Source organism: Egicoccus sp. AB-alg6-2 (assembly GCF_041821025.1).
Taxonomy (GTDB): Bacteria; Actinomycetota; Nitriliruptoria; order Nitriliruptorales; family Nitriliruptoraceae; genus Egicoccus.
In genome coordinates this window covers 386,013-412,425 of the sequence record NZ_JBGUAY010000003.1, presented here as the reverse complement: position 1 = coordinate 412,425, position 26,413 = coordinate 386,013, and the positions used below count along the sequence as shown (strand labels likewise).

Here is a 26,413-nt window from a genome sequence, read left to right as displayed (position 1 = left end):
ATGTCCGCGCAACGGTCCTTTCCGCCCGGCTTCACCTGGGGGGTGGCGACCTCCGCGTACCAGATCGAGGGCGCGACCGACGTCGACGGCCGCGGCGAGTCGATCTGGGACCGCTTCTGCCGGGAGCCCGGACGCGTCGACGACGGCCACACCGGCGACGTCGCCTGCGACCACTACCACCGGTGGGAGGCGGACCTGGACCTGCTCGCCGAGCTCGGGGTCGGCGCCTACCGGTTCTCGATCGCCTGGCCACGCATCCACCCCGACGGCGGCACGACCCGCAACGAGGCCGGGCTGGACTTCTACGACCGGCTCGTGGACGGGATGCTCGAGCGTGGTATCGCGCCGGCGCCGACGCTCTACCACTGGGACCTGCCGCAGGCACTGCAGGACCGCGGCGGGTGGGCCGACCGCGACACCGCGTACCGCTTCGCCGAGTACGCGAACACGGTGTTCGAGCGCCTCGGTGACCGCGTCCGGTTGTGGATGACCCACAACGAGCCCTGGATGGCCAGCTTCATCGGCCACCTGCGTGGCGTCCACGCGCCCGGCCACTACGACCTGCAGACCGCCCTGCGCGCCGCGCACCACCTGCTGCTCTCGCACGGTCTGGCCGTCGAGCAGTTCCGCGCCCTCGGCCTCGAGGGCGACATCGGCATCGTGCTCAACCTGATGCCGACCTACCCCCACACCGACTCGGAGGCCGACCGCGACGCCGCGTGGGGCTCGGACGGGTTCACCAACCGCTGGTTCCTCGATCCGGTGTTCCGCGGCAGCTATCCGCAGGACACGGTCGGCCGCTTCGAGCGGGCGGGCGGTCGCGTGGACTTCGTGGAGGACGGCGACCTGGCGACCATGTCGCAGCCGACCGACTTCCTCGGGGTCAACTACTACGCGCCGCGCCGTGTCAGCGCGGTCGACGTCGAGTTCGGCTGGAAGGTCGAGGAGCCGCCACCGCCCGGCGTGCCCCGTACCGGCATGGACACCGAGATCTACCCCGAGGGCCTCACGGCGCTGCTGCAGCGACTCCAGCGCGACTACGGCGGGATCCCGTTCTACGTCACCGAGAACGGCGTGCCCTACTACGACGACGAGGTCGCCGACGACGGCGGGGTGCACGACACCAGGCGGGTCGACTTCCTGCGCGACCACTTCGCCGCCGCGCACGACGCCATCGCCGCCGGCGTCGACCTCGCCGGCTACTTCGTGTGGTCGTTCATGGACAACTTCGAATGGGCCGCGGGCTACGGCCCCCGGTTCGGGATCGTGCACGTCGACTACGCGTCGCTCGCGCGCACCCCCAAGGACAGCTTCCATTTCTATCGCCGGGTGATCGCCGCCAACGGCCTGTACGACGAGGAATCCCGCCATGTCTGACGGCACGCTGCACCTGATCGGCCACGCCCACATCGACCCCGTGTGGTTGTGGCAGTGGCCCGAGGGCTACCAGGAGATCAAGGCGACCTTCCGTTCCGCGCTCGATCGCACCGACGAGGACCCCGAGTTCGTGTTCACGGCCTCGTCGGCCGCCTTCTACGAGTGGGTCCAGCGCAACGAACCGGAGATGTTCGACGAGATCCGCCAGCGGGTCGCCGACGGGCGCTGGCGCGTCGTCGGCGGCTGGTGGTGCGAACCGGACTGCAACGTGCCGAACGGGGAATCGTTCGTCCGTCAGGCACTGGTCGGCCAGCGCTGGTTCCACGAGCACCTCGGCGTCATCGCCACGGTGGGATTCAACCCGGACAGCTTCGGCCACCACGCCATGCTGCCGCAGATCCTGGCCAAGAGCCGGCTGGACTCCTACGTCTTCATGCGCCCCGGTGACCACGAACTGGGCCTGCCCGCCCGCACCTTCTGGTGGGAGTCCGACGACGGTTCGCGCGTGCTGACCTACCGGATCCCCTACGAGTACCTGACGTGGGGCAAGGAGATCGACGCCCACGTGGCACGGTGCGCCGCCGAGATCAAGCCGCCCCAGTCCCACATCATGTGCTTCTACGGCGTCGGCAACCACGGCGGGGGACCGACGCGCGAGAACATCGAGTCGATCCACCGGCTGCGCGAGAAGGACGACCTGCCCGAGCTGGCCTTCTCCGATCCGGACCGCTTCTTCGCCGCGGTCCGCGCCTCCGGCGTCGCGGTTCCGGTGGTCCACACCGAACTGCAGAACCACGCCCGCGGGTGCTACTCCGCCCACGCCGGCATCAAGCTGTGGAACCGTCGCGCCGAGCGCCTGCTCCTGACCGCCGAGCGCATCGGCACCATCGCCGCCCGGGTCACGGACTTCCGCCCGACCCAGGACCTGCAGCGCGCCTGGAAGAACGTGCTGTTCAACCAGTTCCACGACATCCTGCCGGGCACGGCGATCGAGCCGGCCTACACCGACGCGCGCGACGAACTCGGTGAGTCCGCCGCCATCGCCGGCCGCGCCATCCAGGACGGCCTGCAGTCGATCTCGTGGAACATCGACATCCCCCAGCAGGACGGCACGATCCCGGTGGTCGTGTTCAACCCGCACTCGTGGCGGGCCCGGGTCCCGGTCGAGCTCGAGACCGGCAAGCTGCCCGAGGCGGCCGTCGTGCTCGACGACGACGGGGTCGCGCAGCCGGTGCAGTCGGTGCAGTCGCTGGCGACGGTCGAGGGTGGTCGTGCCCGGATCTGCTTCCTCGCCGACCTGCCGCCGCTGGGCTACCGCACCTACCTCGTGGTGCCCGGCGAGGGCCACACGGTCGCCGACCCGAACCTGCACACGACCGACCTCAGCCTCGACAACGGCCGGCTGCGGCTCGAGTTCGAACCCGGCGTCGGTCTGACCCGCGTCCACGACCAGCGTCACGACGTCGAGGTCGTCGCGCCGGGGTTCCTGCGCGCCGAGGTGCTGCGCGACGAGAGCGACACCTGGTCCCACGGCGTCGTCGCCTACACCGACACCCTGGACCACTTCGAGGTGACCCGCGTCCAGCTCGTGGAGTCGGGTCCGGTCCGTGCCGTCATGCGCATCCACGCCAGCCACGGCACCTCGCAGCTGGTGCAGGACGTGATCCTCTACGACGACCTCGACTACGTCGACGTCCGAGCGACCGTCGACTGGCACGAACAGTTCCGGGTCCTCAAGCTGCGCTTCCCCGTGGCGATGCAGTCCCCCAAGGCGACCTTCGAGATCCCCTTCGGCACGATCGAGCGTGCCACCGAAGGTCAGGAGGTCCCGGGCCAGCGGTGGGCGGACCTGTCCGGGCGGGTGCGTGGGGTCGGCTCCATCTACGGCCTGACGGTGGCCAACGACGCCAAGCACGGGTTCGACGTCCGGGGCAACGACCTCGGCGTGACGATCCTGCGCAGCCCGATCTACGCCCACCACGATCCCAAGGTCCCCTCCGCGGACGAGAAGTACGCCTTCCACGACCAGGGGCCCCACGACTTCGCGCTGCGGCTCGTCCCGCACGCCGGCGGCTGGGTCGAGGCAGACGCCGTCCGTCGCGCCGCCGAGCTGGACCTGCCGGTCGTGCCGCTGATGGAGTCCCCGCATCCAGGCCCGCTCCCGCAGTCCGACTCGTTCGTGGACGTCGACGTCCGCAACGTCGTCGTCAGTGCGCTCAAGGAGGCCGAGGACGGTGGGGCGGCGGTCCTGCGCTGCTACGAGACCGCCGGCCGACAGACCGACGCCGTCATCACGCTCGACCGCTGGCAGCGCACCATCGAGACCGGGTTCGGGCCGAACGAGATCAAGACGTTCCGTCTGCCCGACGACGCCGCCGAACTGGTCACCGAGGTCGACCTGCTCGAGTGGGACCCGCAGCAGCCACCGCCGGGCGCCGCGGCGTGACCACCACCCCGACCCTGCCTCCGACCGCGCCGTCCGCGCTCGCCGGGACCAGCCCGTCGATCCCCCTCGACGGGGACGAGTGGTCAAGCAAGGGCTACGTCGGCGAGGAGTGGCTGCTTCGCCGTGCCCACACCCCTGACACGGGGGACGTGCACGGCTGGGTGCCCGCGCGTGTGCCCGGCAGCGTCGTCGCCGACCTCGTGCGTGCGGGGCAGGTGCCCGACCCGCTGGTCGACCGCAACTCGCTCGCCAGCGAGTGGGTGGCGCAACGCACCTGGGTCCACCGGCGCACGTTCGAGGTGCCGGCCGACGTCGAGCGCGCCGTTCTCGAGTTCGACGGCATCGACCACGCCGCCAGGATCTTCGTCAACGGCATCGAAGTGGGCGAGCACACCGGACCGTTCACCGTCGCGCGGTTCGACGTCGCCGCCGCGCTGGTGCCCGGGCGCAACCTGGTCGCGGTCGTGCTGGCCCCCGCGCCGGACGGGCAGCCGCACATCGGACGCACCGAGCTGGTGCGCACCATGAAGAGCCGGATGACCTACGGCTGGGACTTCTGCCCGCGGCTGGTCCACCTCGGGATCTGGGACCGGGTCCGGCTGCACCTGCCCGGTCCGGTGCGGATCACCGACCTCGCCGTGCGCGCCGACGTGGCCGGACCGAGCGGCGGCACGCTGGACTGGCAACTCGACTTCGACCGGGACGAAGCCGGCGCGGCGCGGGTCGAGGTCGTGCTGCTTCGCGACGACGCCGTGGTCGCACGCGACGGCGTCGAGGTCGCGGAGCCCGGGTCCGGATCGCGCGTCCGAGGCACCCTCGAGGTGGCCGACGTGGAGCACTGGTGGCCCAACGGCTCTGGCGCGCAGCCGCTGTACGAGGTGCAGGCACGCGTCGTGGTCGGCGACGCCGAGGACGTCCGGCGCGTCACGACGGGCTTCCGTCGGGTGCGACTGGTCGACAACGAGGACGCACCCGCGGACGCGCGTGGCTACACGCTCGAGGTCAACGGTCGGCGGATCTACCTGCAGGGCTGGAACTGGGTCCCGATGGACATCCACCACGGGGTCGAGGACCCGCAACGCCTGACCCACCTGCTCGAGATGGCGGCCGACGCCGGCACGAACCTGCTGCGCGTCTGGGGCGGCGGCCTGATCGAGAAGGCCGACTTCTACGCCACCTGCGACCGGCTCGGCATCCTGGTGTGGCAGGAGTTCCCGCTGTCGAGCTCGATGCACGGCAGCGTGCCGTCCGAGGCCGAGGACTACGTGCGAACCGTGGTCGACGACGCCCGGGAGATCGTCGTCCGCCGTCGCAACCATCCCAGCCTGGCGCTGTGGTGTGGCGGCAACGAGCTCGACGGCCGGGACGGCCGGCCCGCGGACGGCGGTCAGCCCGTCCTCGCGGCGCTGGCGGCCGTGGTGGCCGAACTCGACCTCGGCCGGCCCTGGTTGCCGACCTCCCCGACGGGGCCGACGGCGACGCTCACCGCGGCCGCGCTCGAGCAGGACCCGGACGCGCTGCACGACGTCCACGGCCCGTGGGAGCACCAGGGGCCGGCCGCGCACCGGCGGCTGTACAACCGGTCGACCTCGTTGCTGCACAGCGAGTTCGGCGTCGAGGGGATGGCCGACCTGACCACCATCGAGGCGTACCTGGACGAGGCACGCCGATGGCCGGCCGACCGGTCCAACCCCGACGTCGTGCACCGCGGCGACTTCTGGGTCAACACGCCGTTGCTCGAGCAGGTCTTCGGCCCCTTCGACGACCTGCGCAGCCTGGTCGAGGCGAGCCAGTTCCTGCAGGCCGACGGGCTGCGCTACGCCCTCGAGGCCAACCGGCGGCGGCAGTGGCGGCAGAGCGGCTCGATCCCGTGGCAGTTCAACGAGCCGTTCCCGAACGTCTTCTGCACCAGCGCGGTGGACTACGCCGGTCGCCCCAAGGCCGCCTACCACGCCGCCGCCGCGGTCTACGCCCCGTTCCTGGTGGCTGCCACCTCCCCGACCCAGGTGTGGGCCGGCTACGACGCCTTCACGGCCGAGGTCTGGGTCAGCAGCCGCCTCGAGGCACTTCCGGGCGGGTGGGTCCGAGCCTCGATGCACGCGGTCGACGGCCGGATGCTCGCCCGGCACGACGTCGTCGTCGACGTCGCCGGCGCGGCGACCACCGAGGTGGCGGCGCTTCGTTGGCCGCTGCCGGACGCGGCCGACACGCTGTTCTGGCTCGACCTCGTCCTGTGCGATGCCGATGGGGCGGTGCGGGCGACCAACCGCTCGCTCTTCGCCACCGGTGACGACCTCCGGTCGATGCGCAGCCTGCCGGCCGCACGACTCGAGGTACAGCGCGACGCCAGCGGACGCCGGGTCACGGTTCGCAACGCCGGCGACACGGTGGCCGTCGGCGTGACCGCCAGGGACGCGCGTGCCGTGACCGCCGCGGGTCACGTCCGTTTCCGCGGCGGGCACCTCACCCTGCTGCCCGGCGAGTCCGCATCCATCGCGGTGGACTGGATCGGCCTCGACGCCCCTCCGTCCCTCCGCGTCGACGCCTGGAACACCGCGAGCCGGCATGTCGGTTGACTCCGTGCCGCAGATCCACGTCGACCGCGACCGCATCACCGTCTCCGACGGCGACGCCCGGCTGCACGTGCGCGAGCTGCTCGAGTTGCGTGACGAGGACGGCACCGTCACCACCGTCCCCATCGCCGCCGTGGAGTCCGACGCCGACGGCGTCCTCGCCTCCGCCACCACCGACCGCCTCGACGCCGGTCTGCGGCTTCGTGTCGACGGTGGCGTCGTCACCGCCACCCTCGAGGTGAGCTGGCACGGCCCCGCCGCGACGGCCGGGCTGCGGGTGCAGGCGCACCTCGACGGTGGGGTCACCGCACCACGCTGGCTCGTGCCCGCCTGCTTCTACCGCGAGAACCGCCCCAAGGGCACGGCCGGGGCCTATCCACGCGCCGTCGTGCAGGGCGGCCGGCCCGAGGCGTTCGACTCCTCGTGGTGGTCGTTCCGGGCCGACCGCGCCGCCACCCCGGCCGTGTTCGGCTGGAGCGACACCACCTGCGGCGGGATCGCAGCGACGCATGCGACCCCCGTGGGCATGAGCGGGATCGGCTTCGCCGCGGAACCGGCTCCGCGGATCTGGGTCGACCTGCCCTTCCGCGAGGAGCCGGTCGTCTACCGCGGCGACCCCGACCCGTCACCTCCCAACGTCGCCCACCACCGCTGGGAGCCCGGCCAACGGCACCGCTTCGCGTTGTTGTTGTGGGTCGGACCGCCCGACCCGCACGCCTACGTGCCGCTGCTGCGGGCCGGCTACGCCCGCGACCGCGCCGCCCATCCGCTCGCGCCATGGATGGATGCCGCCGCCGGTGCCGAGCTCACGGCCCACGGGCTGCACGCCTGGCACTGGCGTCCCGAGCACGACGCGCTGTTCGAGACGGCCGCGTTCGACCGCGCGCATCCCGACCTCGACCGCCCCTCGATGCACGTCGCCTGGGTCAGCGGGATCCCCTGGGCGCAGACGCTGCTGGCGTACGGACGGCGCGGCGACGACCATCGCTACGTCGAAGCCGGGACGCGGGTCATCGACCACATCTGCGCCAATCTCACCCCCGCGGGAACGTTCTGGGGCGAGTGGCGACGCGACCGTGGCTGGGGGTGTGGCTGGAACCGCGATCCCGATCGCCTGCACGCACGCACGCTGGCCGAGGCGACCCTGTTCACGCTGCGGGCCGTCCGCGCCGAGCGCGCCGACGGCATGGAGCATCCCGACTGGATCGCCGCCGCCGCGAGCAACCTCGACCGAGCCGTCGCCAGCGCGGACGAGACCGGCAACCTCGGTTCGTACTACCACCAGGCGACCGGCGAGGTGGTCGACCGGCGCGGCGCCGCCGGGCTGCTGTGGGTCGCCGCCCTGGTCGAGGGCGCCGACGTGCTCGGTCGCCCCGAACTGCTGGCTGTCGCCGAACGGGCGGGCGGACACTATGCCCACCACGTCGAGGAGGCCTTCGTCCACGGCGCGCCCGAGGACGTCCACCTCGCCCCGACCAGCGAGGACGCCTACAACGCCGTGCTCGCCTACGTCGCCCTGCACCGCGCGACCGGCGACCAGCGCTGGCTCGGCCTCGCACGACTCGCCGCCGACTGGACCATGACGTTCCGGTGGAGCTACAACATCGAGTTCGGCGCCCACACGATCCTGCGGGCCTACGACTTCCGCACCCGTGGCGCCGACAACGCCTCGCCGCCCAACCAGCACCTGCACGCCTACGGGCTCATCGTCCTGCCCGAGCTGATGTACCTGTGGCGTGCCACCGGCGACGACTACTTCCACCAGCGCGCCCAGGACAACCTGGCCTGCTTCCTCCAGCTGATCGCCCGCGAGGACGGCGACTTCAACGCCCGGCGGGGCATGGTCACCGAGCGCTACTACCACACCGACTGCTTCCAGCCGAAGGGCTCCATCCTCACGCTGTCCCACGCCTGGTGCGTCGGCGTGACGCTGATGGGGTGCCAGGCCGCCCTCGACGACCCGGAGTTGCTCCCCGCATGAGTGTCCATGTCGACCGACGCCCCGACGGGGTGTACCTGCGCGCCGATGCCTACCTGCTGTGGCTGCCCGACGAGCGGCCCTACGCGATGATCACCGACACCGAGGGCGAGCCCTGGGTCGAGGTGCTGCTGCCGTGGAGCGTGCACACCGCCGGCGAGCTCGATGACACCCTGCAACTGCACCCGCCCGAGATCGAGCAGGTCGACAACGGTCAGCGCATCACGATCGGCATGGTGTCGACGGCGTGGGACGACAAGCGGCTGGTCGTCGACCTCCGCGACACCGAGGTGCAGTTCGCGCTGGTCGTCGAGGGCACGGGCCTGTTGACCGACGTGCACCTGCTGGGCGGCTACTACAGCGGCGACCGCCGCCACGGCAGCGGCTTCCACCACAGCGGCGCCGATTTCCGCAGCATCTGCAACCCCGAGCCGTGGGGGAGCGAACGCCGGGTGCTCGCGGCCGGCGAGAGCACCATCCTCGACGTGCTCGGCAGCTCGGTACCCGGCAAGGAGCACTGGCTGTTCACCCCGCCGCCGCTGTGTCTGGCGGTCGCACGCGAGCCGGTCGCCGGTGACACCGACGACCTGCCGGACGGACCGATCCTGGGCATCGGGATCGAGGCCGCCCCCGAACGGCACAACTTCACCGCGCTGCACTACGACGCGGTGGAGGGGGCGTTCTCGTTCCGGTTGGCGTACGAGGCCCAGACCCGGGTGGACGGGACGTTCACCACCCCGACCCTCAGCCTGCGGTTCGGCGCGGACGACCCCTACGAGGCGATCGCGCGCCAACGGGCGGCGCTGCAGGAACGCGGCTGGGTGCCTCGGGCCACCGGCCCGAAGACCCCGCCGGCCTGGTGGCGTGAGCCGATCTTCTGCGGTTGGGGATCGCAGTGCGTGCGCAGCAGCGAGGTGGGAGGCGGCCCGCAGGACCATGCCACCCAGGCCAACTACGACCACTTCCTCGCCGCCCTCGCCGCCAACGACCTGCGGCCGGGCACCGTCGTGCTCGACGACAAGTGGCAGCGCACCTACGGCGGTTGGGAGGCGGACCTCGACAAGTGGCCCGACCTGCGCAGCTGGATCGACGGCCGCCACGCCGACGGTCAACGCGTGTTGTTGTGGTGGAAGGCCTGGGATCCCGAGGGACTCCCCGAGGCGTGGTGCGTGCGCAACCGCGCCGGCGAGCCGATGGGGGTCGACCCCTCCAATCCCCACTATGAGGCCCACCTGCGCCAGACCGTGCGACGCATGCTGGGTCCCGACGGCTACGACGCCGACGGGTTCAAGGTCGACTTCAGCGCCCGCACCCCGTCCGGCCCTGGTCTCGAGCGTCACGGTGAGGCATGGGGCATGGAGTTGCTGCACCTGCTGCTGTGGATCCTCTACGACGAGACCAAGCGGGTGAAGCCGGACGCGCTCGTGATGACCCACACGCCCCACGCCTACTTCGCCGACGTGACCGACATGATCCGGCTCAACGACATCAACACCCGTGCGCCGGTGGTCAGCCAGATGGTGCACCGCGCCCGGGTGGCCGAGGCCGCCTGCCCGTCCCTGCTCATCGACACCGACAACTGGCCGATGCCCGACCCCCAGAGCTTCCACGACTACCTCGAGGTGCAGCCGGCGCTGGGCGTGCCCTCGCTGTACTACGCCACGCACCTCGACGACCTGCCGCCGTGGACCAAGGGCCGTGGGCACGTCGCCATCGACGGTTTCGTCGCGGCCCGCGCCGACGACGGTGCCCCCGGCGAGCGCCCTGCCGGGCAGCCCGTCCCCATGACCGACCGCGACTACGCCGCCATCCGGTCGGCGTGGGCGCGGTCCCGACGTCCCCAGGAGCGACCATGACGCCGCGCCAGCTGCCGCCACCACCGGGCGCGTCCACGCTCGGCGAACTGCTCCCGGCCGCGCAACGGGCCGGCTACGCCGTGCCCGCCTTCTCCCCGCGCTACCTCGCCTGCGTGCAGCCGGTCATCGAGGCCGCCGTCGAACTACGGGCCCCGTTCATCGTCGAGATCAGCCAACGCGAGCTCGGCTGGTTCGCGCTGACCCCCGCCGCCTTCCGTGACGAGGTCGACCGCGTCGTTCGTGACCTGGCGGTCGACGTGCCGTACGCCCTGCACCTCGACCACACCTGGGAGGAGGACCGCATCCGGCAGGCCATGGACGCCGGGTTCACCTCCGTGATGTTCGACGCGTCGCAGCAGCCCTACGACGAGAACGCGACGCGCAGCCGGGCGGTCGTCGAAGAGGCGCACGCGCGCGGGGTCAGCGTCGAGACCGAGCTCGGGAAGCTGACCACGACCGCGCTGATGGCGACCGAAGGCGGCCCCGACAGCTACACCGACCCCGACGAGGCGGCGCGGTTCGTCGAGACGACCGGCTGTGACGCGCTGGCGATCTCGGTGGGGACGGCCCACGGTGCCTATCCGCCCTCCGGCGCGACGATCGACTTCGCGCGCCTGGCCGCGATCCGTGCCGCGGTCGGCGACGTCCCGCTCGTGCTGCACGGGGGGTCCGGGCTCCCGGCCGCGATGGTGCAGCAGGCGATCGAGCTGCCCGGCGGCGGCATCTCGAAGATGAACATCGCCACCGACTTCGAGGAGGCCCTGCTCGCGGCGGTCGGCGGCGAGCGCCGCACCTCGGCGGAGCTCGCCGCGCTGCCCGACGAGGTGCTCGCGCAGGGCCGGGCCGCCGTCAAGCAGGTCGCCCGCGACAAGATCCGGCTCCTGCTCGCCGGGGGGCACGGATGAGTCGGCCGGGAAGTGGCGCTGCCGGCCCAGAAGCTGGCAGGATGGGACCGGCGGGGATCGATCGTGTTGACAACGTTGTCCCAGGTTCCCACGTGAAGCCGTCAGCGACCCGGCCCGTCACCTCGCGGCCGACCATGCACGACGTCGCCAAGTTGGCCGGCGTCAGCCTCAAGACCGTGTCCCGGGTGGTCAACAAAGAGCCCACCGTGCGGACCGCCACCTTGGAGCGGGTCAACGACGCCATCACCGCACTGGGCTTCCAGCGCAACGACCTGGCCCGCAGCCTGCGCCCCGGTCAGACCTCCTCGACCATCGGACTCGTGATCGGTGACGTCGGCAACCCGTTCTTCTCGGGCATCGCGCGTGCCGTCGAGGACGTGGCGCGTGAGCACGACCACCTGCTCGTCGCGGGCAGTTCCGGGGAGGATCCTCGCCACGAACGCGAGCTGCTCGCGACGCTGTACGCCCGCCGGGTCGACGGCATCCTCGTGGTCCCCGCAGCCGGCGACCACAGCTTCCTCGCGCCCGAGATCGCCCGCGGCCTCCACGTCGTGTTCGTCGACCGCCCCCCGGTGAACGTGGACGCCGATGCGGTGCTGCTCGACAACCTCGGCGGAGCCAGGCGCGGTGTCGAACACCTGATCGCCCAGGGACACCGCCGGATCGGTCTGCTCGCCGACGACCCGGACATCTACACCGCGCGCGAACGCATCCGTGGCTACCACGACGCGATCGCCGCGGCCGGGCTGACGGTGGACCCGACGCTGCTGCGCCTGGGCTGCTCCGACGTGGTCGCCGCGCGTGACGAGGCCGCGCAGTTGCTCGAGCTTGACGAACCGCCGACCGCCATCTTCGCGGTCAACAACCGCATGAGCCTCGGAGCGCTGCGCGCCCTGCACGACCGGCCGGACCGCGTGATCGCGCTCGTCGGATTCGACGAGCTCGAGTACGCCGACATGTTGCGCACGCCGGTGACGGTGGTCGCGCACGACCCCCAGGCGATGGGCCGCCGCGCCGCCGAGGTCATGTTCGAGCGGCTCGACGGCGACCACCAGCCCGTCCGCGAGATCGTGCTTCCGACCACCCTGCGCATCCGTGGGTCGGGCGAGGTCAAGCCATGACGGCGGCCCGGCGTCCTTCCGTTGCCGTCACGTGCCAGGTCACGCGGTGACCGACGGTTTCCTGCTCGGCATCGACATCGGCACCAGCAGCTGCAAGGCGGTGGTGCTGGGGGCCGACGGTGCCGAGTACGGCGGCGCCGAACGTCCGACCCCCTGGTCGACGACGTCCCGCTCGCCGACCCTGGATGCGCGCGACCTGCTGGCGACGACGCTCGAGACGTGCGCGGCCGCCCAGTACGGCATCGGGGGTCCGATCGTGGGGATCGGCGTCGCGAGCATGGCCGAGGCGGGCTTCCTGCTGGACGTCGACGGGGCGGCGCTCGCTCCTGCCCTGACCTGGGGTGACGCACGCGCCGCCGAACTGGTCCCGAGCCTGGCCGAGGACCTCCCGGACTTCACGGCCATGACCGGCCTTCCCGTCTCGGCCAAGCCGAGCCTCGTCAAGCACCGTTGGCTGGTCGACACCGACCCTGCCCTCGCCCGCTCCGTCGGCTGGTCGAACGTCGCCGAGTACGTCGTCCACCTCCTCGGTGGCGAGCGGGTGGCCGAACCCTCGCTCGCGTCGCGGACCGGCTGGCTCGACGTCGAGCGCCTCGACTGGTGGCCGGATGCGCTCGCCTGGTCGGGCGTGGACGCCACCTTCCTCCCGCCGCTGCGAACCGCGGGCAGTCCGCTCGGCGTCGTCGACGGCATCCCCGGGCTCGAGGGGGCCGCGCTGACCGTCGCGGGTCACGACCACCTCTGCGCCGCCGTGGGCGTCGGCGCCGTCACCGCCGACGACGTCGTCGACTCCTGCGGCAGCGCCGAGGTGCTGCTGCGCGCCGTGGCCCCGCCGCTTCCGCGCCCTCGGCGACGGTGGGCGGCGGCGTTGGGCTTCACCACCGGCCGTCACGTCGTCGCCGGGCAGCTGGCCCTGATCGGCGGCTTCCCGTCCGGCGCGCGCCTGCGTCGCCTCGCCGCGTTGCTGGGGTTCGCCGATCCACGGGGCGCCGACCGCAACGCGTGGCTCGGGTCGCCGTCGGCACCGCCCGTCGACGCCGAACGACTCGACCAGTGGATCGACGAGCTGACGGTGACCGGGCCGCCGCCCGACGCCGCGTCGGCCGGACAGATGTGGCGCGCCGCGGTCGAGAGCATCGCGGCGAAGGCGGCCGAGCGCCATGCCACGCTGATCGAGTTGACCGGTCCGGCACGGCGGGTGATCACCACCGGCGGCTCGAGCCGCGACGCACTGGTCGCCGAAGCCCGCCAACGGCACCTCCCCGGACTCGAGCACCGACCGGTCTCCCAGGCGGCCGCACGGGGCGCCGCACTGTTCGCCGCGGTGGCCGCCGGCGTCGACGTCGCGGACGCCGCGGCGCTGCGGCCACGGGGCGGGAGCGCCGGGCCGGAAGGCCGATCATGAGACTGCTCGACGCCACCACGCTGCCGCGGTTCGTCGCCTCCGACGACGGACCGCGCCAGGTCGTGCGGGTCCGCCTCGCCGGGCGCGGCACGGGCACCGTCCGTGTGCGCGGCGACGGGGTGACCGGCGCCGCGGCCGTCACCCTCGCCGACGGTGGCGAGCAGGCGGTCGAGGTCCCGGTCACCGTCGGCGCCGGCCTGTCGGCGGGCCACCGCGCGGACGCGACCGTCATCCTCGAGGCCGGCGGCGACGACCAACGGCCCGAGCTGCCGCTGGCGTTCGAGGTCGCCGAACCGGGCTGGCGCATGTTCATGGTGGCGCACTTCCACTACGACCCGGTGTGGTGGAACACGCAGGCCTTCTACACCGAGACGTGGGAGAAGCTCCCCCGCGAGGAACGACCGTGGGAGGGCCGTCGCCAGCAGCCGGCGTTCACCCTGATCGACGCCCACCTCGACATGGCCCGCCGCGACCCCGACTACCGCTTCGTGCTCGCCGAACTGGACTACCTCAAGCCGTACTGGGACACCTTCCCCTGGCGCCGTGACGAACTGCGGCAGTTGCTGGCCGACGGACGCCTCGAGCTGATGGGTGGTACCTACAACGAACCGAACACCAACCTGACCAGCGCCGAGAGCACCGCCCGCAACGCGGTGTACGGCATCGGCTACCAACGCGACGTGCTCGGGGGCGATCCAGGGTCGGCGTGGCAGTTGGACGCGTTCGGTCACGACCCGCAGTTCCCGGGCATGATGGCCGCGGCCGGGCTGACCTCCAGTTCGTGCGCGCGCGGCCCGTTCCACCAGTGGGGCCCGTCGCGCTCGCCCGGTGGCAATGCCTCGATGCAGTTCTCCAGCGAGTTCGACTGGGTCGCGCCCAGCGGCGTCGGGCTGTTGACCAGCTACATGGCCAACCACTACTCCGCCGGCTGGGAGCTCGACCACGCCACCGACCTCGAACACGCGATGGACGAGGCCGACCGGCTCTTCCGCGAACTCGCGCAGGTGGCGGCCACCCGCAACGTGCTGCTGCCCGTCGGCTCGGACTACACGCCACCCAACCGCTGGATGACCGAGATCGCCAGGGCATGGAACGCGCGGTACGTGTGGCCCCGGTTCCAGGTCGCGCTGCCGCGCGAGTTCTTCGCCGCGGTCCGCCAGGAGTTGGCGTCGGGCGTCGGCCCGAGCCCCCAGACCCGCGACATGAACCCGATCTACACCGGCAAGGACGTGTCCTACATCGACACCAAGCAGGCGCAGCGAGCCGGGGAGAACCGCGTTCTGGCCGCCGAGCGCTTCGGCACCGTCGCCGCACTGCTGGGCGCCCGCTATCCGGCCGAGGCGCTGGACAAGGCGTGGCGGCAACTGCTGTACGGCGCCCACCACGACGGGATCACGGGCACCGAGTCCGACCAGGTCTACCTCGACCTGCTGGGGGGATGGCGCGACACCTACGAGCTGGCCGGTGAGGCGCTCGACGACGCGCTCGACCACATCGGCTCCTGCATCGACACGCGCGGCGAGGGGCAGCCACTGGTCGTCTTCAACCCGCTCGGGTGGACGCGGAGGGACCCGGTCACCGCCCGGGTGTCCCTGCACCGGCCGGCGCGCGGGCTGCGGGTGCTCGACGACGCCGGCGAAGACGTGCCGTTCGTCGTCGAGGCGATCGACCGGTCCTCGGACGGGCACCTGCGCGCCTGCACGCTCACCCTGCTGGCCGACGCCGTGCCGTCGCTCGGCTACCGGACCTACCGTCTGGTGCCGGCACCCGATCTGCCGCCAGACGCCCAGTGGTCGCGCGACGACGGCCTGGTCATCACCAACGACGTGCTGCAGGTCACCGTCGACCCGCGACGTGGCGGTGCGATCAGCTCGCTCCGCGACCTGCGCGACGGCACCGAGGTCCTGCGCCCGCAAGGGCTGGCCAACGAGATCCTGGCGTACCGCGAGTACCCCACCCATCCCGAACACGGCGAGGGGCCCTGGCACCTGACGCCGACCGGCGAGGTCACGGCGAGCTCCGAGCGCCCGGCCCAGGTCGTCCGCGAGCACAGCGCGGTCGGGCAACGCCTGGTCGTCCGGGGCGGGATCGCCGGCTGCGACCTCGTGCAGACCATGACGCTCCACCCCGGCGTCGACCGGTTGTGCTGCCGCACCGACCTCGACGGCTTCGCCGACCAGGACGTGCTGCTGCGCATGCGGGTGGCCGCCGACGTGCCGGGCGGTCTGCCGTTGTCCGAGGTGGGCAACGCCGTCGTCGGACGAGGAGCCGGCTTCCCCGCCATCGACGTGGCGGACAGCCCGTACACGCTGGACAACCCCGCGTACAACTGGTTCGGCGTCGGGACGACCGCCGCGGTCGACCTCGTCGACGACGACGCCCCGCCGGCGTCGCGCGCGATCGCCGTCGCCGAGGTCGTCGCTCCCGACCACGACGGGCAGTCCGAGGGCGTCCGCGACCTGGTCGTGGCGCTGGTCCGTCGCGGCGTCACGTCCACGGTCTCGCGCGGCGACGGGCCGCGCTACGGGAGCATGGACACCGACTCCAACCTGCCCGACGTGCGATTCGCCGTCGGGGGTCCACAGGACAACGCCTTCGTCGCGCAGCTGCTGGCCGCCGCCGACCCGGCCTACGCGGCCCGGCTGAAGCAGCAACTCCACGACCGTGGCCGTGCCCGGCTCTGGGTGCCGGCCGCCACCCCGCTGCGGGAGGTCTGGTCGCCCGACGCCGACCTGCGCGGCGTCCGTGACCTGCCGGTGCTGGTCGTCGCCGGCGTCGACCCACGGGCCACCCACCTCGAACTGGCCGAGGTGACGACGCAGCTCGCCGGGACCGCCCGCGTCACGGTGCCCCAGCCGGCCGCCCTCCACGCCGACGAGGGGACGGCCGCCGACCGGACCGTCGTCGTCGTCAACCGGGGCCTGCCCGGTTGCAACGTCGACGTCGACGGCAGCTTGTACCTGTCACTGATGCGCTCGTGCAGCGGGTGGCCGTCCGGTGTGTGGCTCGATCCACCACGCCGCACGGTTCCCGACGGCTCCAGCTTCCAGTTCCAGCACTGGACGCACCGCTTCGAGTACGCCATCGCGGCCGGTGCCGGTGACTGGCGCGATCTCGGTCTCGTTCGCGCCGCCGCCCAGCACAACGAGCCGCTGCTGGCGCGCACCACCGGCGTCCACGACGGTGGGTTGCCGGCCGCGCAGGCCTTCCTGCTGGTCGAGGGCGACGACGTCGTCGTGACGACCCTGAAGCCGGCCGGCAATCCCATGGCGGTCATGGCCGATCCACGGATGGACCCGACGCACGCCATCACGGTGCGGGCCTACGAGTCCAACGGTCGCGGGGGACGCGCCTCGGTCGCGCTGTTCCGGCCGATCCGTTCGGCGCAGACCGCCGACCTGCTCGAGGTACCGCTGACCGGCGCCGAGGTGGTGGACGGCGCGCTCGTCCACGACTTCTCACCCTACGAGATCGCCACCTTCCGGCTCGCGACGGACCCGCTGCCGGCCGCGTCCGGCCCGCAACTCGGGCGCCGCCGGGAACCGGCGCAGCCGGTGTTCGGTGACTACTGGCTCCACAACAAGGGCGCGGCCCCGATCGGCTACCAACCGGTGACGGTCCGCATCGTCGACCGTGCCGTCCTCGCCGACGGGCCGTTCGAACTCGACGTCGTCGTCGCGTCCCAGCGCACGGACGCCGAGGTCGCCGGCATGGTCGAGCTGCGACCGCCCGACGGCTGGGAGGCGTCCCCTCCGCAGCGTTCCTTCCACCTCGCGCCCGGCGCCCACGACGTCTTCCGCGTCCGGGTCGAGCCGGCCGCGCACGCCGCTCCCGGCCGCTGGTTCGTCGCCGCACGAATCGGGGACGACGCCGGCCAGGTCCACGAGGACGTGCTCACGGTCGATCTGGGGCACCGGTCTCGTGCACCCGCGGACGGGCAAGCCCGGGTGCTCTACCTGGAACGGTCCACGCGCAAGGCGGCGATCGTCGAGCAGCCCACCGACGTGGACCGGGTCGCGGCCATCGGCGGTGAACTGACCGCCGAGGTGCTGACCGAGCGGGTGCACGCCACCGAGGGTCACCCCGGCGAACTCCTCGTCGACCTGCACAACCACGTCGCGGGCGACGTCCGCGGCGAGGTGCAGGTCGTGAGTCCATGGGGGACCTGGGACGAACTGGGGCCGTGGACCACCGGGTTCGCGGTCGCGGGGGGTGGGCGCTCCACCGTGCGCTTCACGCTGACGTGCCCCGTCGGAGCGTCCGGCGTCACGTCCTGGGCGTTGGTCAAGGTCATGTACTTCGGGCGCGTGCTCTACACGCGCAGCGTCCCGGTCGTGTTCGGCCCGCGTGAGGGCGACGAAGCGGGGGACCGGTGAGTCCGACCACGAGTCCCCGGGCCCATCGGGACGCGAGCGCCGCCGCGGTGGTGGCCGTCGTCGGTGATCTCGTGCTGACCGGACGCGACGTCGACGCACGCGAGCTCCTCGTCGGCATCGAGGCCGGCGCGTCCAACCTGCCCGCCCCGGGCAGCCCCGAGGCACGCCGCCTGCGCCGTTGGCTCGTCCACACCCTGGTCGAGGAGGCGATCGTCGAGGCGGAGGCCGCCAGCTCGGGGACGCCGCGTCGCACCGACCCGGCGGCGCCGCTCGCCCCCGACGTGGTGCGCCGGGTCTTCGAGACGGTCACGGCCGACGTCGCGGTCACCGAGGACGAGATCGAGTCGCACTACCGACGCAACCTCGACCGCTTCGTGCGCGCCGAGACCCGTACCCTCGCGCAGGTCGTCCTCGCCGATCACGGATGCGCGGCCCGGCTGGCGGCACACGCCCACGAGGTCGGGCTGCGCGAGGCCGGGGCAGCCGTCCCCGGGGCCGTGGTCGAACACCACGACGTGATCAGAGGCCAGCGGGGGGCCGCCACCGAGTCCGCCGTCTTCGGCGCCGCCGCCGGCGACGTGGTCGGGCCGTTGGCCGGACCGCTGGGCTGGCTCGTCGCCGAGCTGCTGCGCGTGCGTCCGCGACGGACGACACCGCTGGCGGAGGTCAGCGAAGCGATCGCTTCGGACTTGTGGGCTGCGAAGCGCGGCCGACGCTTCGACCAATGGCTGGCGCAACGGCGTCGGCGCGACGTCCGGCTGATGCCGGGAAGCGAACACCCGGGGGACCCACGCGTGCCCGAGCGCATGCACCGTCACTGAGCAGTACAAGGGAATCTCGTGCAGATCCAGCAGTTGTCCGAACACCTGTACCGGTTCGAGGACACGTGCAACGTGTACGTGATCCGGGCCGGCACCGACGCCGTGCTGATCGACTTCGGGTCCGGCGCGGTGTTGCAGGAGTTGCCCGAGATCGGGGTGAGCCGGGTCACCGACGTGCTCATGACCCACCACCACCGTGACCAGGGGCAGGGCTTGCCGCTCGCCACGGCCGCCGGCGCCAGGATCTGGGTGCCGCACGCCGAGCAGGAACTGTTCGACCGTGCCGAACAGCGCTGGCTCGCGCGCGACGTCGCCAACAACTACAACACGCGCGAGGACCGGTTCTCGCTCGTCACCTCGATCCCGATCGACGGGACCTTCGTCGAGTACGTCCCCACCAGCTACGGCGAGATCACCGTGACCGCCATCCCGCTGCCGGGGCACACGGTCGGCTCCGTCGGCTTCCTCGCCACCGTCGACGGGGTCGACGTCGCCTTCACCGGCGACCTGCTGGCCGGCCACGGCAAGGTGTGGTCCCTGGCCGCGACCCAATGGTCCTACGCCGGCCCCGAGGGGCTGGCCATGACGTGGCTGTCGCTGATGGACGTACGCGACCGTGCGCCCGACGTGCTGCTGCCCTCGCACGGCCCCGTCATGGACGATCCCGTCGCCGCGCTGGAGGACACCGCCGCCCGGGTCCGCGAGCTGCTCGACCTGCGCAACCAGCACCTCGGGCTCACCGGCCGCCGCGACGAGCCGTTCGAGTCGCTGAGCCCGCACCTGCTCTACAACCGCTCGTCGCACGCGCGCTCGTACGTCCTGCTGTCGGAGTCCGGCAAGGCCCTCGTGGTCGACTTCGGCTACGACTTCGAGGCGGGGCTGCCCGCCGGGACCGATCGCGCCGCCCGCAGGCCGTGGCTGTACACCGTTCCGGCGCTGAAGCGGCAGTTCGGCGTCACCTCGATCGACGTGGCGATCCCGACCCACTACCACGACGACCACGTCGCCGGGTTCGAGCTGTTGCGCCGCGTCGAGGGGACCGAGGTCTGGGGACCCGAGAACTTCGTCGACGTCCTGCAACGTCCCCGCGCCTACGACCTTCCCTGCCTGTGGTACGACCCGATCGAGGTCGACCGCGTCGTGCCCCTCGAGCAGCCGCTGACCTGGGAGGAGTACGAGATCGTCCTGCACCCGTTGCCGGGGCACACGCTCTACGCCGTGGCGATCGAGATCGAGGTGGACGGGCGCCGCGTGGTGGCCACCGGTGACCAGATCGACGACCACGGCCGCCTCAACTACGTCTACCAGAATCGTTTCAGCGCCAGCGACTACCGGGTCACGGCGGACCTGTTCGAACGCATCCGTCCCGACCTGCTGCTGACCGGCCACTGGGGCGCGATCCCCTGTGACGACAGGCTCGTCACGACCCTCAAGGAGCGCGGCCGTGACCTCGAGCGGTTGCACCGCGACCTGCTGCCCCTCGACGACACCGACTTCGACGCCGAGGGTCGTGGCCTGTGGGTGCGCCCGTACCACACCGACATCGTCGCCGGACAGTCGTTCGAACTCGAGGTCGAGGTCCGCAACCCGGCGCCCGAGGCCGAGGAGGTCGAGGTCGCGCTCGTCGTTCCCGACGGCTGGCAGGTGAAGCCGCCCCGCGCTCAGCTCGAGCTGGAACCCGGGGAGCACGGTTTCACGGGGTTCTGGCTGACCTCCCCGGCGGGCGAGCCGGACCCACGCGTGGTGGTCGCCGCCGACCTGACCGTCGCCCACCGCCGCTACGGCCAGATCGCCGAGGCACTGGTGCACGTCCGATGAGTGCCCTCGCCGTCCGAGGCGTCGTCGAGGGTTTCTACGGCCGGCCCTACACCTGGGAGGACCGGCACCGCATGGTGCAGTTCCTCGGCGGCTGCGGGGCCAACACCTATGTCTATGCCCCCAAGAACGACCCGCTGCACCGTGACCGCTGGCAGGAGCCCTACCTCGCCGAGGAGTGGCGCCGATTCGCCGAACTGGCCGAGGCCGGCGCCCAGGTCGGCGTCGACGTCTGGTTCGGGCTCAGCCCGCTCGGCCTGCGTCTCACCGAGGACGACGACGTCGCCGCGCTGCGCGCGAAGCTGGCGGCGGCCGACGATGCCGGGCTGCACCGGATCTGTCTCCTGGTCGACGACATGCCCGAGGACTTCGCCTCCAGCGGTGACGCCGAACGCTTCTCCACGCTGGCGGCGGCCCACGTGCACCTCGTCGACCTGGTCCGGAGCTTCCTGCGCGAGCGCGGCCCCGATCGGCGACTTTGGTTCGTCCCGCTGCACTACCACGGGGATCCCGACGACGCCTACGTCCGCGAGATCGGCGCCGGGATCGACCGCGACGTCCCGATCATGTGGACCGGTCCCGAGGTCTGCTCGCAATTCCTCACCCTGGAGCACACTCGGCAGGTGGCCGCCAGCCTCCGGCGGCCGGTGCTGTACTGGGACAACCACCCGGTCAACGACGGCGAGATGCGGCACGACCCGCACCTCAACGCGCTGACCGGCCGCGACCCGCGCCTCGGTGGCACCGAGACCCTCGGTCTGCTCGCGAACGTGGCGATCCAGCCCGAGGCGTCACTGATCGCGGTCGCCACCGCCATGGCGTACGCGACCGATCCCGCCGGTTACGAGGCGGATCGGGCCTGGTGGGCGGCACTGCACGAGGTGACCGGAGACGAGCGTGACGCCCGCGACGTCGCGGCGCTCGCCGACCTCGCGCGCCGGACCCCGCTCCGGCGCGGGGACTACCGGCTCGACAACCGCCTGGCGGAGCCGCTGCGGCGCTGCATCACGGGATTCGAGGCCGCGGCCGGCGACCGGCGGAAACCCCTGGACGAGGTCGGCGCGCTGCTGGGCGAACTCGCGGAGACGGCCGACCACCTCGCGAGCGGGCTCCGCAACGTCCGGTTGCGTCGCGACCTCGCCCCCTGGAGCGCAAAACTCGTCCACCAGTCCCGCGCCGCACGACTCGCCCTCGAGGTCCTGCGTCGTGCCGTCGACACCGGCGCCGGGGACGCCCCCGGCACCGTGGAGGTGCTCGACGCGCTGGAGCGGGCACGGGCGAGCTTCCACTGGGTCGCGGGTGACCAGCTCGAGGTCTTCGCACGCTGGTGCCTCCGTCAGGCCGAAGCCATGGCATCGTGAGCGCCACGACGCCGTTCGTGGTCGTCGACGACGACCCGACGGGCACGCAGACCATGGCCGGCGTCCGGGTACTGCTCGGGCTGGACCGCGAGGTCCTGCAGGCGGCGGCGTCGCGACCCTGGCCGGCCGTGCACCTCATGACCAACAGCCGAGCGGCGGCTCCCGAGGTCGCGAAACGCCTGGTTCGCGACGCCTGCGAGGCGGCGGCTGCGTTCTGGCCGGACGCCGAGTACGTCCTGCGCGGCGACAGCACCCTTCGCGGCCACCTCGTCGAGGAGTACGACGCCGTCCGCGAAATCCGGTTTCCGGGCCGGGAACCGGTGCTGCTGCTCGCCCCCGCCCTGCCCGAGGCCGGCCGGATCACCGTCGACGGGGTCCACCTGCTGGCCCGTGACGGCGCACGCCAGCCACTGCACGACACCGAGTACGCCCGCGATCCCGCGCTCGGCTACCCCGACGCGCACCTGCTGCGCTGGGCGGAGCATCGTTCCGCGGGCCGGTTCGCCGCCGCCGACGGCCTGCACGTCCCGCTCGCCGACCTGCGTGCCGACGGGACCGACGCGGTGCTGGAGCGGCTCCGACGTCTGGCTGCGAGCGGCGCCGCCGTGTGCGCCACGGACGCCGAGACGGTCGAGGACCTGCGGGCGGTCGCGGACGCCTTTCTGGCCGCCCGCGCCGAAGATCTTCCGGTCGTCCTCCGCTGCGCCCCCACCCTCGCCGGCATCCTCAGCGGCGCCACCGCCGACGGTCCCGCCGCACTGCCGCCTCCTGGTCCTGGTGGTGTCCTGCTCGTCTGCGGCTCGTTCGTGCCGACGACGACGCGACAGCTGGCCGCCGTCGCCCGTGCCCATCCCGACACCGTGGTCGAGCCGGACCTGGCCGCCCTCGTCGACCCCTCGTTGCGCGAGGTGCAACGCTGCGCGGCGGCGGTGGCCGCCCGTCTGGCCGCGACGGGGTTCGCGGTCCTGGCCACGCCGCGGCCCGACATCGCCGCCCCGGGTGGTCGCGAGGACCAGGAGCGGGTCGCCGACCGGATGGCCCGGGTGGTGGCGTCCCTGCCGGTCGCACCCGCGACCCTGGTCACCAAGGGCGGCGTCACGTCCGCGGTGACCATCGCGGCCGGGCTCGGTGCCCTCGCCGCGGACGTCGTCGGACCGGTCGCTCCCGGGGTGGGCCGATGGGACGTCATCACCGGTGCCGGCAGGTCGATGAGCTGCCTCGTCGTGCCGGGCAACGTCGGCGACGACCGCCTGCTGGTGGACCTGGTCGACGCGCTGCTCGCCCCTCCGGCGGCGCGTGCATGAGGTTCGCCGCGAACGTCGCGTTCCTGTTCACCGAACAGCCCTGGTTGCGCCGCTTCGAGGCGGCGGCCGAGGCCGGTTTCGGCGCGGTCGAGTTCCCCTGGCCCGACCACCCGCCGCGTGACGTGATCGCCGCCGTCGCCGCCGCCGGCGTCGACGTCGTCCTGCTCAACGTCCATGGGGGGGACCTGTCCGCAGGCGACCGGGGCTACGCCAACGACCCGCAGCGGATCGAGGCGTTCCGCCGTGCCCTCGACGAGGCCCTGCAGTTGGCGACCGACCTCGGATGCCCCGTCATCAACGTGCTCGCCGGACGTGCCGTCGGAGGCGTCCCGCCCGCCGTGCAGCAGCGAACCCTCGAGACCAACCTCGCCTGGGCGTTGTCGCGCGCGCGCGGCAGCGGCATCCGGTTGCTGATCGAGGTGCTCAACCACCACGACGTCGCCGACTACCTCTTCACGCGCCTGGCGCCGGCGGCGGCGCTGGTTCGCGCGTTCGACGATCCGGGACTGCGGCTGCAGTTCGACGCCTACCACGTGGCGCGGGTCGAACCGGACCTGCTCGACGCGTACCGCTCGGTCGCCGAGCTCGTGGCCCACGTCCAGCTGGCGGACACCCCGGGCAGGGGCGAGCCGGGGACCGGTGCGGCACCGCTGTTCGCGCTGCTCCGGCAGCTCGCGACCTCCGGCTACACCGGGGCCGTCGCGCTCGAGTACGTCCCCTCGGTCGAAACGCACGGTGCGCTCGACTGGTTGCCGCGCGCGTTGCGGTCGGGCGTGGTGACCGACCTGTCGGCGCTAGGACCCGGCGACGACTGACGCCACGTGGTCGGCAGCGAGTTCGGGGCTCGACAACACCGGGACGGAGGGCGGCTCGTCGAGCGTGTCCAGCACCCGGGCCATCGAGGCCTGGGCCAGCACCACCACCTCGACGTCGTGGTCCAGCAGTCGGTCGAGGCCGGCACGCACGAGTTCGTCGTGACGTTCGCCGTCCCCCTCGCGGACGGCCTCGAAGGCGCCCTCGCACAGCTGTGCCACCACCTCGACGTCCTGCCCCTCCTCGGCGGCGAGACGCTCCAGCAGCCCTACCGTCGGCTCGAGGGTGCTGGTGAGCGTCGCCAGGACCCCGATCCGTCCGCCCAGTCGCAGCGCCTCGCGGCCCATCGCCTCGTCGACGCGGACCACCCGGGGCCCGTCGCCACCGGCGAGCGCGTCCACTGCGGGACCGAGCGTCGAGCAGGTGACCAGCACCAGGTCGGCCCCCGCCCCGACGTCGCCGACGACCTCGGCCAACTCGTGCGCGGTCGCCTCGGAGAGGTGGCCGTCCGAGATCGTGCGCTGCAGCAACTGCTCGTGCACGGCGTGGTGCAGGTGGGCATCCGGCAGACGCTGGGCGAGCAGGGCCTCGAAGTGCTCGGCCAGGGCCGGGACGGTGTGGACCAGGGCGATCGTGGGGGCCAAGAGGGGTACTCCGGACGTCGCGGCGGCAGCGTCGCGGGGGTCACCGCCACCGATCCGACAAGGGGTCTACCACAACGGTCGTTGCGCGGGTAGGGTTCGGCGACGGTCGTCCCCTCGCGGGAGAGCGAATGGGGAGACCGCAATCTTCGAAAGAGGGTGTCATGGCGAGGCGTTCACGGTTTCTGTCCCTGATCTTCGCCATCGCGGTCCTCGGAGCGGCATGTGGCTCCGACGATGGCGATGGTACTGCGGCCCCGGATGACAACGATGTCATCGACAGCGGCGACGACGGCAACGGCGGCGAGACCGACGGTGAGACCACCGACGGCGACGCGGCGGCCGGCGACGTCAGCGGCGACCTGTTCGCCTTCGGCTTCGGCTACGAGACCGGCGACCAGATCGCCCAGGTCCGTGTCGACCGCTTCCGCGAGCTGTACCCCGACGTCAACCTCGAATTCAGCGAGAGCGGGTTCGACGAGCAGGGGTTCCTGTCGGCGCTGGCCAGCGACGATCCGCCGGACCTCGTCAACATCCCGCGCAACGAGATCGGGACCTACATCGCCCGCGGCGTGCTCGCTCCGCTCGACGAGTGCATCGCGCAGCACGACGTCGACACCAGTGTCTACTACGACGGTGCGATCAACCAGGTGACGGTCGACGGCACCGTGTACGCGTTCCCGGAGTTCTTCAACTCCCGCGTCTGGATCCTGAACAACGCGGCGTTCGAGGACGCCGGACTCGACCCCGAGACCGTCGACCTCTCCGACTGGGAGGCGCTGGCCGAGGTCAACGAGCAGCTCACACGCAACGAGGGCGGCCGGCTGGAACGAATCGGCCTCGACCCCAAGCTGCCCGAGTTCCTGCCCCTGTGGGCCTGGGCCAACGGCGCGCCGATGATCAGCGAGGACGGCCTCGAGGCCAACCTCGACGACCCGGGTGTCATCGAGGCGCTCGAGCTCACGGTGCCCTTCCACGAGCCGGCCGGCGGCCGCACCACGTTCCTCGACTTCCGTGACACCTGGGACTTCTTCGGCGGCGACAACCAGTACGCGGCAGACCAGCTCGGCGGCATGCCGATGGAGCAGTGGTACCTCAACGTGCTCGCCGGCTCCTCGCCGGACGCCGAGGTCACCGTGCGTCCCTTCGAGGGTCCCGACGGGCAGCCGATCACGTGGGCGGACGGCAACAGCTGGGCCGTCACGGCCTCGGCACAGAACCCCGAGGCGGCGTGCACCTTCGCCAAGACCATGACCGAGGCCGACACCTGGATCGAGGCCGCGCAGGCCCGTGCGGACACCCGCGCCGAGGAGGGCGCACCCAACACCGGTGTCTACACCGGCAACCGTGAGGCCGACGACGTGATCTTCAGCGAGATCGTCGACCTGTCGGACATGCCGTCGTTCGAGCAGGCGGTCCAGACGGTGGTCGAGAACCAGGAGAACGCGTTCGGCCTGCCGCCGTCGCCCGCCTCCGCGGCCTTCAAGGCGGCGTGGGAGGACGCGGTCAACGCGGTGCTGACCGGCGCCGACCCGGCGTCGGCCATGGCGACCGCCCAGCAGGAGGCCCAGGCGGCCATCGACGCGGCCCGATGAGCGCGTAATCTGCCCGGGGGAGAGGG

General features: G+C 72.3%; 16 protein-coding genes. 15 read left to right on the top strand and 1 reads right to left on the bottom strand.

Annotated elements, in window-relative coordinates:
• The 14 genes from ACERMF_RS06825 (at position 1) to ACERMF_RS06760 (ending at position 24,153) form a co-directional block, all read left to right on the top strand.
• A complete protein-coding gene (locus ACERMF_RS06825; protein ID WP_373668286.1) occupies positions 1-1,377 on the top strand; it encodes a GH1 family beta-glucosidase in 1,377 nt (458 codons plus the stop codon).
• Positions 1,370-3,823: an alpha-mannosidase gene (locus ACERMF_RS06820; RefSeq protein ID WP_373668285.1), complete on the top strand. Its 2,454-nt coding sequence runs from the start codon at positions 1,370-1,372 to the stop codon at positions 3,821-3,823. Before ACERMF_RS06825 ends, ACERMF_RS06820 begins: the two co-directional genes overlap by 8 nt.
• Positions 3,820-6,399: a glycoside hydrolase family 2 TIM barrel-domain containing protein gene (locus ACERMF_RS06815; RefSeq protein ID WP_373668284.1), complete on the top strand. Its 2,580-nt coding sequence runs from the start codon at positions 3,820-3,822 to the stop codon at positions 6,397-6,399. The genes ACERMF_RS06820 and ACERMF_RS06815 overlap by 4 nt, the downstream gene beginning before the upstream one ends.
• Positions 6,389-8,377 carry a hypothetical protein gene (locus ACERMF_RS06810; protein WP_373668283.1) on the top strand — a complete coding sequence of 663 codons (1,989 nt, stop codon included), beginning with the start codon at positions 6,389-6,391 and terminating at the stop codon, positions 8,375-8,377. The genes ACERMF_RS06815 and ACERMF_RS06810 overlap by 11 nt, the downstream gene beginning before the upstream one ends.
• Positions 8,374-10,230 (top strand): hypothetical protein, encoded by a 1,857-nt coding sequence (locus tag ACERMF_RS06805; protein WP_373668282.1) that lies wholly within the window; start codon positions 8,374-8,376, stop codon positions 10,228-10,230. The genes ACERMF_RS06810 and ACERMF_RS06805 overlap by 4 nt, the downstream gene beginning before the upstream one ends.
• The gene (locus ACERMF_RS06800; protein WP_373668281.1) at positions 10,227-11,135 is read left to right on the top strand and encodes a class II fructose-bisphosphate aldolase; all 909 of its coding nucleotides are present in this window, start codon (positions 10,227-10,229) and stop codon (positions 11,133-11,135) included. The genes ACERMF_RS06805 and ACERMF_RS06800 overlap by 4 nt, the downstream gene beginning before the upstream one ends.
• A 92-nt stretch (positions 11,136-11,227) precedes the next feature.
• Positions 11,228-12,256 carry a LacI family DNA-binding transcriptional regulator gene (locus tag ACERMF_RS06795; RefSeq protein WP_373668280.1) on the top strand — a complete coding sequence of 343 codons (1,029 nt, stop codon included), beginning with the start codon at positions 11,228-11,230 and terminating at the stop codon, positions 12,254-12,256.
• Positions 12,257-12,302: 46 nt separating this feature from the next.
• Positions 12,303-13,661, top strand: a complete 1,359-nt coding sequence (locus ACERMF_RS06790) for an FGGY family carbohydrate kinase (RefSeq protein ID WP_373668279.1) — start codon at positions 12,303-12,305, stop codon at positions 13,659-13,661.
• A complete protein-coding gene (locus ACERMF_RS06785; RefSeq protein WP_373668278.1) occupies positions 13,658-18,037 on the top strand; it encodes a glycoside hydrolase family 38 C-terminal domain-containing protein in 4,380 nt (1,459 codons plus the stop codon). Before ACERMF_RS06790 ends, ACERMF_RS06785 begins: the two co-directional genes overlap by 4 nt.
• Positions 18,034-18,858 carry a peptidyl-prolyl cis-trans isomerase gene (locus tag ACERMF_RS06780; protein ID WP_373668277.1) on the top strand — a complete coding sequence of 275 codons (825 nt, stop codon included), beginning with the start codon at positions 18,034-18,036 and terminating at the stop codon, positions 18,856-18,858. Before ACERMF_RS06785 ends, ACERMF_RS06780 begins: the two co-directional genes overlap by 4 nt.
• 18 nt (positions 18,859-18,876) lie before the next feature.
• The gene (locus tag ACERMF_RS06775) at positions 18,877-20,676 is read left to right on the top strand and encodes an MBL fold metallo-hydrolase (RefSeq protein ID WP_373668276.1); all 1,800 of its coding nucleotides are present in this window, start codon (positions 18,877-18,879) and stop codon (positions 20,674-20,676) included.
• Positions 20,673-22,034, top strand: a complete 1,362-nt coding sequence (locus tag ACERMF_RS06770; protein ID WP_373668275.1) for a beta-N-acetylglucosaminidase domain-containing protein — start codon at positions 20,673-20,675, stop codon at positions 22,032-22,034. Before ACERMF_RS06775 ends, ACERMF_RS06770 begins: the two co-directional genes overlap by 4 nt.
• Positions 22,031-23,338, top strand: a complete 1,308-nt coding sequence (locus ACERMF_RS06765; protein WP_373668274.1) for a four-carbon acid sugar kinase family protein — start codon at positions 22,031-22,033, stop codon at positions 23,336-23,338. Before ACERMF_RS06770 ends, ACERMF_RS06765 begins: the two co-directional genes overlap by 4 nt.
• The gene (locus tag ACERMF_RS06760) at positions 23,335-24,153 is read left to right on the top strand and encodes a hydroxypyruvate isomerase family protein (protein ID WP_373668273.1); all 819 of its coding nucleotides are present in this window, start codon (positions 23,335-23,337) and stop codon (positions 24,151-24,153) included. Before ACERMF_RS06765 ends, ACERMF_RS06760 begins: the two co-directional genes overlap by 4 nt.
• Here ACERMF_RS06760 and ACERMF_RS06755 read toward each other — a convergent pair.
• Positions 24,133-24,795, bottom strand: a complete 663-nt coding sequence (locus ACERMF_RS06755) for an aspartate/glutamate racemase family protein (protein WP_373668272.1) — start codon at positions 24,793-24,795, stop codon at positions 24,133-24,135. The genes ACERMF_RS06760 and ACERMF_RS06755 overlap by 21 nt on opposite strands.
• Before the next feature lie 161 nt (positions 24,796-24,956).
• Between ACERMF_RS06755 and ACERMF_RS06750 the strand changes: the two genes are divergently transcribed.
• A complete protein-coding gene (locus ACERMF_RS06750) occupies positions 24,957-26,387 on the top strand; it encodes an extracellular solute-binding protein (protein WP_373668271.1) in 1,431 nt (476 codons plus the stop codon).
• Positions 26,388-26,413: the final 26 nt, after the last annotated feature.

What these genes read in the sequence shown, in the direction of transcription:
- ACERMF_RS06800 (WP_373668281.1), top strand. Translation starts at nt 10,227, where the DNA reads ATGACGCCGCGCCAGCTGCCGCCACCACCGGGCGCGTCCACGCTCGGC.
- ACERMF_RS06820 (WP_373668285.1), top strand. Translation starts at nt 1,370, where the DNA reads ATGTCTGACGGCACGCTGCACCTGATCGGCCACGCCCACATCGACCCC.
- ACERMF_RS06805 (WP_373668282.1), top strand. Translation starts at nt 8,374, where the DNA reads ATGAGTGTCCATGTCGACCGACGCCCCGACGGGGTGTACCTGCGCGCC.
- ACERMF_RS06770 (WP_373668275.1), top strand. Translation starts at nt 20,673, where the DNA reads ATGAGTGCCCTCGCCGTCCGAGGCGTCGTCGAGGGTTTCTACGGCCGG.
- ACERMF_RS06785 (WP_373668278.1), top strand. Translation starts at nt 13,658, where the DNA reads ATGAGACTGCTCGACGCCACCACGCTGCCGCGGTTCGTCGCCTCCGAC.
- ACERMF_RS06825 (WP_373668286.1), top strand. Translation starts at nt 1, where the DNA reads ATGTCCGCGCAACGGTCCTTTCCGCCCGGCTTCACCTGGGGGGTGGCG.
- ACERMF_RS06760 (WP_373668273.1), top strand. Translation starts at nt 23,335, where the DNA reads ATGAGGTTCGCCGCGAACGTCGCGTTCCTGTTCACCGAACAGCCCTGG.
- ACERMF_RS06810 (WP_373668283.1), top strand. Translation starts at nt 6,389, where the DNA reads ATGTCGGTTGACTCCGTGCCGCAGATCCACGTCGACCGCGACCGCATC.
- ACERMF_RS06750 (WP_373668271.1), top strand. Translation starts at nt 24,957, where the DNA reads ATGGCGAGGCGTTCACGGTTTCTGTCCCTGATCTTCGCCATCGCGGTC.